We start from the raw sequence: 7722 nt of genomic DNA on the forward strand, positions 1-7722 counted from the left end.
GCATCCAGGTTGTCCAGCATAAACACCGGGCGCCCCAATTGATCACGGGTTCTGGCACAACGCCCCGTAGCCAGGACCTTTTGGTGTGGTGTTCGCACCACGCCCTTTTTCATTCCCGGAATTGCCCTCGCGCGACACCCTGAAAACCTCCGCACCGGCTTCCCATTCCGCAATCTCCAGTCTGAACGCAAATGCACCAAGGCAATCGACGAAGGTAAGCGGCCAGCGAACCCGTCTTGACGGACTCAGCTAACCGACGGTCACAGCCGGCTGCCAGCGATGCGGCAGCAATGCCGCGATGTCGCTGGCCCTGTGGGTCGGCAGTCGCGTGAGGATGTCCTTCAGGTAGGCGTGCGGGTCGCGCCCGTTGAGTTGCGCCGAGCGTACAGGCTCATGATGGCGGCAGCACGTTGGCCTGCTCGTAGCGAGCCGGCGAACAGCCAGTTGGCTCTGTTAGAGAAGCATTTCCATAACAGGGCCTATCGCTACTTTGCAGTTATCGAAGGTTAGCGCCGAAGTGACAGCCGTGACATCTGTTTGCAGGACCTGACGCGTGCATGGCAGGCGCGGCAACCTTCCATAATTTGCATTACTTTCCTCGTGCGATTTCATTTTTCGAGGAGAGTCGCCATGCCCAAATTCTCACGCCTCAGATCTGGCCATATTCTTGCTCGGCGATGGTTCGCCATGGCTGGCCTGGAAGCCCATGCCGATGCGTACATTCGCTATTTGACGGAACATGGATATGCCGTACCGACCGTGGAATGCTACTTCCGCTGTGTCGCGCATTTTTTGCGCTGGGCCGTACAACAACATGCTGCCTTTCACGATATCGGCGACGCTCTGATTGACCGCTTCATCCACGGACATCTGCCCCATTGCCAGTGCGCGCCGCAGTGTCGGAGAACGAGCGCGGACGTCCACGCTGCGCTCATGCATTTTCTTGACATGTACGGCATCGTTCGCGCAATGCAAGCTCCGATAGCGTCCGCCTCGATAGATGCAGAACTGGCAATCTTCACCCAGTACATGATGGAAGTTCGTGGACTCTCCGAGAGCACGCTCGCCTCAGCAATGCGCAGTACGCCAGCGTTGGGCGCAGCCGGTACCCGCATTCAACCTGCCGGTGGCCATCCAGGGTATCGCGGTATCGAATCGTATTCGCATGTCCACGGACGATCGGTAAACGGCGTGGCATGCGGGAGCGCTTGCCGGAGCGACTGGGTCTTTGTGATGCCTCGCGGATGACTTGCCAAAGGGCGTGCGGCTACTGCGGCGGAAGGATGAGGCTGCTGAAGTCACCGCAGGCGAACTGCAGCCAGTAGTGTTTCAAGCGTTCGAATCGTGTAACCCTGCCATCATGCTTTAAAACGTGGCGCGCAAAATGATGGAACTGTTGAGCGGACAGCCATTGGGAACGCAGGTTGTCCCGATCAAAGCGAAAATCAGCGACAAAGAAAGTCGGCTCGTATTCGAAGATATGCTTTTCACTTACCAGATAGTCACTCAATTGCCGCCGTTGCACCGTGACGTGAATGCCACGGTCACGAAACTCATGCAGTTTCTTGAAAAGATCAAGCGCTTCGAGATCGGCGAAGTAGGAATGTTTTAGAACTCCGCAGACAAGCGGATAGGTACCGCGTTCACGAAACAGACGTTCGCACACGAATTTTGCAACGATGGTCCGATGGTTGCCGCCCGAATCACAGTACCACGGACCGCCATTCAATGAGCTGAAGTACATGTCATTCCGCACCTCTCCGGAAAAATAGTACGACGGATTGTCGTCGTACTTCCTAAAGGCAGAATCCATTTTCGATGGCTTGTACTGAGGGTCTGTTACCGCCTCCAACCACGTCTGTCCAGCATAGTGCCCATCCTGCCCGATGACCTGGCGCATATCGATTTGTGACAGCGGCTCGGATATCTCCTGAGTGACAAAATCGAGCACATCTGCCACGCCACGTCGGTCAAATATCTCTTCCCAGTTACGAATAGTTTCGTTTGCCCAAGCGGGAGGATTCTCAACAACAATTGCGATGAAATGCGTACTCAAACTGTGGCTCCGATAGGTGGGGTGTTCTAAAGAACAGACTCACCACCATTAACGGCATACTGAGAAAAAACTTTAGAACGTCCCCTGCCTGCTTTGCCGCACGCATCGACCCAGTTGATGGCGACGACCATATCAAAGAATGACTACCGTTGGCACTTCCAACTCATCGCGTCGTGCCGCGTCTACGGTAGGTAGTTGACCGGCCTAAGCGAACCGTTCGTAAGCGGCCGAGGAACCCGTCTTGACGGGTTGCGCTAATCGACGATCGCATTCGGCTGCCAGCGATGCGGCAGCAATGCCGCGATGTCGGTGGCTCTATGGGTCGGCAGCCTCGTGAGGATGTCCTTCAGATAGGCGTGTGGGTCGTGCCCGTTGAGTTGGGCCAAGCGTATCAGGCTCATGATGGCGGCAGCGCGCTGGCCTGCTCGTAGTGAGCCGGCGAACAACCAGTTGGCCCTGCCGATGGCCCATGGACGTATCTGGTTTTCGACCCAGTTATGCCGATTCCCGGATTATGCCGCGTCCCGAAGCCACGGGCGCATCAGTTGGGCGGATCCCTGTTCCGGGTCGCTCGGATTGTCGGCATTATCAAAGGCCCTCCAGGAAGGCAAGCAAGGGGTCGGGAGGTTTGTAACGCGTCGGCGCAATGCCGCTCGCATTGGCGTGCGCAAGCGCGCGTTCCTTGAGCCGCATGTCGGCGTGCAGGTAGATCTGGGTCGTCTCAGATGATTCATGTCCGAGCCAGAGCGCGATCACGGTCAGGTCTACGCCGTGATGCAACAGGCTCATCGCGGCCGCGTGCCGAAGCGTGTGGGGCGTTACTGATTTTTTCTTCAGCGAGGGGCACGAGAGACGCGCGATTTCGACGTTGCGTGACACGAGTCGCTGAAGAGCATCGGCACTGAGATGACCGCCGCGCGAACTGGGGAAGACAGGATCATCTGGTTCGCCTGGTTGATACCGTAGCCATTCTTTCAGGACGGCAACGACATCCGGTCGCAGCGGAGTGCATCGCATCTTTCTGTCATGGAAATATTTGCATGACAGAAACTATGACGATCTCGGGAATATGCGCAGTTCCGCGCCACGGAGACTCGTTTGTCCTTCTGCGATGGGTTTTCCACGGCTGCCGCCAGTAGTGGACTACGCATAATAAAAGTGCTTTCCTCAGAAGGCAGTTCGGCCTTTTGAGGAGAGTCATCATGGACAACGACTTCGCGATACCGCAGCAGACCCGGGTATGGCTGACAGACGGCGTGTTCAAATCCAGCTACCAAGCCTATTCGAGCTATTTGATCGGGCGCGGGTATTCGTCGTGGAGCGTCCGTAAGTATCTGTGCAGCGTCGCGCACTTTGCGCATTGGCTGCGCAAGCGACGCGTCAAACTCAGTCAGATTGATGAAGCGCTGGTACGCCGTTTTCTGGATGAACACTTACCGCGATGTGACTGCCCATCGCGCACACCACGATGCAGGAACCATGTTGGGCCAGCCTTGAATCGTCTGCTTGTCGTGCTTCGCCAGAGAGCTGACATACCACCTCGGCCCGATTTCACGCCCCTTTTGATACAGGAGGAACTCAAGGAATTTGATGCACACCTTGACCGGACTTGCGGGCTGGCCCCGTCTACGAGAACATTGCGCACGCGTATAGTACGGATATTCCTGTCGGAGCGATTCGGTGCGTCGAGAATCGATATGGCACAGGTCAAGCCGGAACATGTTCACCGATTCGTAGTCCGTCACCTCGAGGGATGCAAACCGAGCACAGGCAAAGTCCTCGGGATCGCGCTACGCAGCTATTTGCGTTTCCGGGGCATGCACGGAGATCACGTCCGGTGCCTTATTGCCGCGATCCCGCAAATCGCTCAGTGGCGGTTCGCATCGTTGCCAGACACGCTATCTGAGGCGGAGCTGGAACGCTTTCTCAACGCATTCGATCGCCAATCCGCGATCGGCCGCAGAGACTACGCGATGGCGCGGTGTATGGTCGACCTGGGACTGCGCGCCGGCGAAGTGGCCTCGCTCCAGCTGGACGATCTGAACTGGCACGACGGGACCTTGCGGTTATCAGCAGGCAAGGCGCGGCGAACAGACGTGCTTCCATTGCCGACTCGGACCGGCCGCGCCATTGCCCAATACCTGACTGGCGGCCGTCCGGCCTCCGATAGCCGGGCGGTATTTCTGCGGCATGTCGCTCCACTTACCGAACCCATCGGTTCGAGCGTCGTTCGCAACACCGTCCGCGCCGCTCATGCGCGATGCGGCAGCGATCCACGCCTGCGTGGAACTCATGTTCTGCGACACAGCGTAGGGAGCCGGCTGGTCCAGGCAGGAGTCCCCATGAAGGAGATTGCCGATATCCTTCGACACCGGTGCCTGGATACTACCGCGATTTACACCACGATCGATATCAGCAGCCTTGCCAGGGTCGCGCTGTCCTGGCCGGGGAGCGCATCATGAAACGTTCAGTCAGGATGGTATCGCTCGCCGAGGACTACCTTGCGTCAAGACGCCGCCTCGGTTTTGACCTGAAGAGCACGGGACGCCGGCTCCTTGACTTTGCCCGCTTCGCCGACCGGGCCGGCCATCAAGGCCCGTTGACCGTAAATCTGGCAGCGTCGTGGGCTCGATCTGGACCACTTCAGGCGCCCATCACCTGGGCACGCCGGATTGAGATCGTTCGCCCGTTCGCAAGATATCTCCAACAATTTGACCCCGCCACCGAGGTTCCTGCGCGTGACCTGTTCGGCCGGTCTCATCGCCGTCTGACACCGCACATCTATACCGATGAGGAGATCCGGGAACTGCTGGCCGCCGCTGCAACCTTGCCCTCGAAGGAGAAACTGCGGCCCGTCACCTACTCAACCCTGTTCGGGCTGATCGCGTCCACCGGACTGCGGATTTCTGAGGCGCTTAATCTGAGACGCGCAGACGCCGACCTGGATCATGGCCTGCTGATGATTCGGGATACGAAGTATCGTAAGTCACGCGTCGTTCCACTTCATCAAACCGTCGTGCGAGCACTCAGTCGCTACGTAGAGCTACGGGATCACGATTGGCCCATCACACTAAGCGATCACTTCTTCATCGTGCACGGAAGCAGCATGAAGATCAGTACGGTTGAGGATGTCTTCGGGTCCTTGCGTTCACAGTTTGGATGGGTCGCCCGTGGTGATCATCCGGCTCCACGCATCCACGATCTGAGACACTCGTTTATCTGCCGACGGGTGTTGCTCTGGTACCAGCAAGGGGTCGACGTCGACAACGCGATGGTCATGCTGTCGACTTACGTAGGGCATGCCAAGGTGACCGACACCTACTGGTATCTGACCGGTATCCCCGAACTGATGGCGATTGCGGCCCAACGCTTTGAGCACTTTGCAGGAGGAGCTTGCCATGTCTAGGCCTAGGCATTCTTCGGCGTCGAACTTCGCGGCGCTGCTACAGGAATTCTTCGTTGAACGGTTGATGCAACAACGGGCAGTCAGTCCGCAGACGATAGCCAGCTACCGAGATACATTTCGATTGTTCCTCCAGTTCGCTCAGGCGCATCTCCACAAGTCGCCCACCGACCTGGCGTTGACGGACATCGACGTGCAGCTGGTGCTGGCTTTCCTTCGTCATCTGGAAGACGACCGACATAATTGCGCGCGTACCCGGAACGCGCGGCTCGTTGCCCTCCGTTCATTCCTGAAGTACGCATCACTCAAGGACATTTCTGCACTGGCAGTTATCCAAAGCACTCTGGCCATCCCGATGAAACGCTTCGGCAGACCGCTCATCGGCCACCTGTCGCGTGATGAGATCGAGGCGCTACTCGCCGCGCCCGACCCCACGACCTGGTGCGGGCAGCGGGACCGGGTACTGTTTGCAACTCTTTACAACACTGGCGCACGCGTTTCCGAACTGATCGGTCTGCGGGTGGGCGACGTCGTCCTGGATAAAGCGCCCTGTGCCCATATCCACGGCAAAGGTCGGAAGCAGCGCACCGTACCTCTGTGGCGCTCGACAGCGAGCCTAATCAGAAGGTGGTTGCCACGCATCGGGGCGTCGCCCGACCAGATGCTGTTTCCCAATCGCTCGGGGAATCCGATGACGCGCTCTAACGTAACGGATCGGCTCAAGCTTGCCGTCCGGACGGCCACCGGGCAATGTCCCCAACTATCAAGCCATCCCGTTTCTCCGCATGTCATCCGGCATTCGACCGGGACGCATCTGCTGCAATCGGGCGTTGACCTCAGCGTCATTGCGCTGTGGCTTGGACACGAAAGCCCGGCCACGACTCACATGTACGTCGAGGCCGACCTGGCGATGAAGGAGCGCGCGCTCAATACTTTGCAGCCACCTCACAGCAAAATCCCGCGATATCGACCGCCCGATCGCCTGATGCAGTTCCTTGAAAGCCTGTAATTATGCGCAGTTCACATCTCGGACCCGCTATGCATAGCCAACCGCGGAAGGACAAACGAGTCTCCGTGGCGCGGAACTGCGCATATTCCCGAGATCGTCATAGTTTCTGCCTTTGCCGAGGCAACGGACGTGGGCGCCTGTGCCGAGCACCACATCCTGACGCCTGAGAGAGGTCAGTTCGCTGTTGCGCAGACCCGTTTGAACCGCTACAAGAAGCAGCGTTCGGTCGCGGTTGCCGATCCATGTTCGTACATCGGGTGCAGCTACCAGGGATGCGGCCTCGCTCTCGGTGAGAAACTCGACGGGGCCGTGTTCACAGCGTTTGGATGGAATCGCAAGGATGCGCTGACATTGCAGGAACAGCGCGGGCTCGCTGACCGCGACGAACCGGAAGAAGGCATGCACAGCGGCGAGGCGCGTATTACGTGTCCGCACTGAATTTCCCCTGTCCTGTTCAAGGTGCTGAAGGAATTTCTCGATCAACGACGCGTCGAAGTCTTCGATCCGCAGTTTTGACGGCACGCGCCCGATATGCTTCATGGCGAACGCCAGCAGCAACCGGAACGTGTCGCGGTAACTCGCCACCGTGTGCGAACTCAGACCTTGCTGCTCGAGCAAGCGCTGGGTAAAGAAACGCTGGACGAGGGATGGAAGGCCGGCGGCGTTCATGGCCACTCTCCCGGACAGTTCCTGCTGAGATAGCCTGCCGCAAGTTCAAGCAACTCCGGAACCGCTTCGATGTACCAGTACGTAAGACCAACGTTGACATGTCCAAGGTAGGCGGCAAGTTTCGGCAATTCCCGGCTCACGTCCAGTCCGGCGCGATACCATGCAACCAGCCTTCCAGTCGCGAAACTGTGTCGAAAGTCCTGGAGCCGTGGGCCGTAACCTGCCCGGCCATCCTTTGTCGCTGGCCGTAGACCGACCGCACGCGACATTCTGACGAACATGTTGCGCACAGCGCTGGCGTTCAGTCTAATACCACGCTCACCCACCAGGAACGCTTCACTCACCCGTAGAGGGCAGAGTTGGTCGCGACTCTGCGCGTAGCGTTCGAGTGCCTCGCGGGTCGACTCTTCGACAGGAACAAAGCGCGATTTGGCGCTACGCCGCTAGCGGCGTAGCGCCAACTATGCCGCGTTCGTGGCAATGCCGATCAAGCCGGGATTGGATCACGATGATGCTTGTAAAGAGCCCGCGGGAGGTCATTCTTAGGTCGCCCGGATCGGCATAGTTTTAATGGCTATAGACTCT

Annotated in this window: 7 protein-coding genes and 3 pseudogenes; 3 read left to right on the forward strand and 7 right to left on the reverse strand. The window is 58.2% G+C overall.

Translation table 11 applies throughout. The features are described 5' to 3' along the window. Nucleotides 1–249 precede the first annotated feature (249 nt). The 5 genes and pseudogenes from FSO04_RS44330 to FSO04_RS44350 form a co-directional block, all read right to left on the reverse strand. A pseudogene (locus tag FSO04_RS44330) lies at nucleotides 250–452 on the reverse strand (transposase domain-containing protein); the annotation flags it as partial. 190 nt (nucleotides 453–642) lie between these two features. Then, complete coding sequence (locus FSO04_RS47205; RefSeq protein ID WP_199203116.1) at nucleotides 643–924, reverse strand: hypothetical protein; 282 nt, start codon at nucleotides 922–924, stop codon at nucleotides 643–645. A gap of 343 nt (nucleotides 925–1267) precedes the next feature. Then, entirely contained in the window at nucleotides 1268–2056 is a 789-nt protein-coding gene (locus FSO04_RS44340; protein WP_154567654.1) for a hypothetical protein, read from the reverse strand. Nucleotides 2057–2310: 254 nt separating this feature from the next. Beyond that, nucleotides 2311–2556 (reverse strand): annotated as a pseudogene (locus tag FSO04_RS44345) (transposase domain-containing protein); the annotation flags it as partial. 88 nt (nucleotides 2557–2644) lie between these two features. Further along, entirely contained in the window at nucleotides 2645–3073 is a 429-nt protein-coding gene (locus FSO04_RS44350) for a tyrosine-type recombinase/integrase (RefSeq protein WP_233465440.1), read from the reverse strand. A gap of 185 nt (nucleotides 3074–3258) precedes the next feature. Between FSO04_RS44350 and FSO04_RS44355 the strand changes: the two genes are divergently transcribed. Genes FSO04_RS44355 through FSO04_RS44365 form a run of 3 tightly spaced genes read left to right on the forward strand, consistent with a single transcriptional unit; the run spans nucleotide 3259 to nucleotide 6468 of the window. After that, nucleotides 3259–4518 (forward strand): site-specific integrase, encoded by a 1260-nt coding sequence (locus FSO04_RS44355; RefSeq protein WP_154567656.1) that lies wholly within the window; start codon nucleotides 3259–3261, stop codon nucleotides 4516–4518. Next, nucleotides 4515–5462, forward strand: coding sequence for a tyrosine-type recombinase/integrase (locus FSO04_RS44360; RefSeq protein ID WP_154567658.1), 948 nt, complete (start codon nucleotides 4515–4517; stop codon nucleotides 5460–5462). The genes FSO04_RS44355 and FSO04_RS44360 overlap by 4 nt, the downstream gene beginning before the upstream one ends. Further along, nucleotides 5455–6468 carry a site-specific integrase gene (locus FSO04_RS44365; protein ID WP_154567660.1) on the forward strand — a complete coding sequence of 338 codons (1014 nt, stop codon included), beginning with the start codon at nucleotides 5455–5457 and terminating at the stop codon, nucleotides 6466–6468. The genes FSO04_RS44360 and FSO04_RS44365 overlap by 8 nt, the downstream gene beginning before the upstream one ends. 27 nt (nucleotides 6469–6495) lie before the next feature. Here FSO04_RS44365 and FSO04_RS44370 read toward each other — a convergent pair whose 3' ends face one another. After that, nucleotides 6496–7137, reverse strand: a complete 642-nt coding sequence (locus FSO04_RS44370) for a tyrosine-type recombinase/integrase (RefSeq protein WP_233465441.1) — start codon at nucleotides 7135–7137, stop codon at nucleotides 6496–6498. Continuing rightward, nucleotides 7134–7559, reverse strand: a pseudogene (locus FSO04_RS44375) (site-specific integrase); the annotation flags it as partial. The pseudogene FSO04_RS44375 and the gene FSO04_RS44370, both read right to left, overlap by 4 nt. Nucleotides 7560–7722 lie beyond the last annotated feature (163 nt).

Source organism: Paraburkholderia madseniana (genome assembly GCF_009690905.1).
GTDB classification, from domain to species: domain Bacteria; phylum Pseudomonadota; class Gammaproteobacteria; order Burkholderiales; family Burkholderiaceae; genus Paraburkholderia; species Paraburkholderia madseniana.

Excerpts from the sequence above, each read along its gene's own strand:
- FSO04_RS44350 (WP_233465440.1), bottom strand. The coding sequence starts at position 3,073 with ATGCGATGCACTCCGCTGCGACCGGATGTCGTTGCCGTCCTGAAAGAA.
- FSO04_RS44355 (WP_154567656.1), top strand. The coding sequence starts at position 3,259 with ATGGACAACGACTTCGCGATACCGCAGCAGACCCGGGTATGGCTGACA.
- FSO04_RS44360 (WP_154567658.1), top strand. The coding sequence starts at position 4,515 with ATGAAACGTTCAGTCAGGATGGTATCGCTCGCCGAGGACTACCTTGCG.
- FSO04_RS44365 (WP_154567660.1), top strand. The coding sequence starts at position 5,455 with ATGTCTAGGCCTAGGCATTCTTCGGCGTCGAACTTCGCGGCGCTGCTA.
- FSO04_RS44370 (WP_233465441.1), bottom strand. The coding sequence starts at position 7,137 with ATGAACGCCGCCGGCCTTCCATCCCTCGTCCAGCGTTTCTTTACCCAG.